Annotated in this window: 1 pseudogene; it reads left to right on the plus strand. The window is 71.3% G+C overall.

Annotated features, from left to right (window positions below):
- Positions 1–538: pseudogene (locus IEX31_RS18515) on the plus strand (hypothetical protein); the annotation flags it as partial.
- Positions 539–648: the final 110 nt, after the last annotated feature.

The following is a 648-nucleotide window of genomic DNA, read 5'->3' on the forward strand; positions in this document are numbered from 1 at the left end:
CCGGATCCCGGTCGAACGGATTCCCACCGCTCGGGCGAGGAAGCGCCGCACCATTCCCGACGCCCAGCTCGCCCTCGCGCTGGAGGGCCGCATCGACGCGGTCTACGGGTACTCCTTCATCCTCACCGACCTTGACCTCGACGACCCGCAAGACACCCCCGACGAGGACCAGGGGCTGCGGCTGGCGGAGGTCGAGTGGTGGTACCGGCACCGCACCGACATCGAAGCCCTGAACAAGGACGCCAAACACGGCACCGCACTCCGTCACCTGCCCTCAGCGAACCGGCAGATCAACAGTGTCTGGATGCACGCTGCACTGATCGGCTGCGCGATCGCCGCGTGGATGCAGGAACTCGCCGGCACCGATCACGGCAACGGCCGCGGCCGGTTCACCGTGGCCCGGTTCCGCCGCGAGGTGATCTGCACCCCCGCCCGCCTGACCCGACAGGCCGGCACCATCCTGCTGCGCCCGCCACCGGGCGATCAGCTCCTCGCGTTCGTACTGCCCCAGCTCCAACGACTCGCCGGTCCCGACTGACACCCGCGCACGAGCCCTGCCCGCCACCGAACCGAGGCACCCCCGAGGCCGGAACCTCCGCCCAACGCCGCGACACGCGGCGATCCCGCACGCCCGCCGCCGCGAACCCC

It is taken from the genome of Agromyces bauzanensis (assembly GCF_014645655.1).
Taxonomy (GTDB): Bacteria; Actinomycetota; Actinomycetes; order Actinomycetales; family Microbacteriaceae; genus Agromyces; species Agromyces bauzanensis.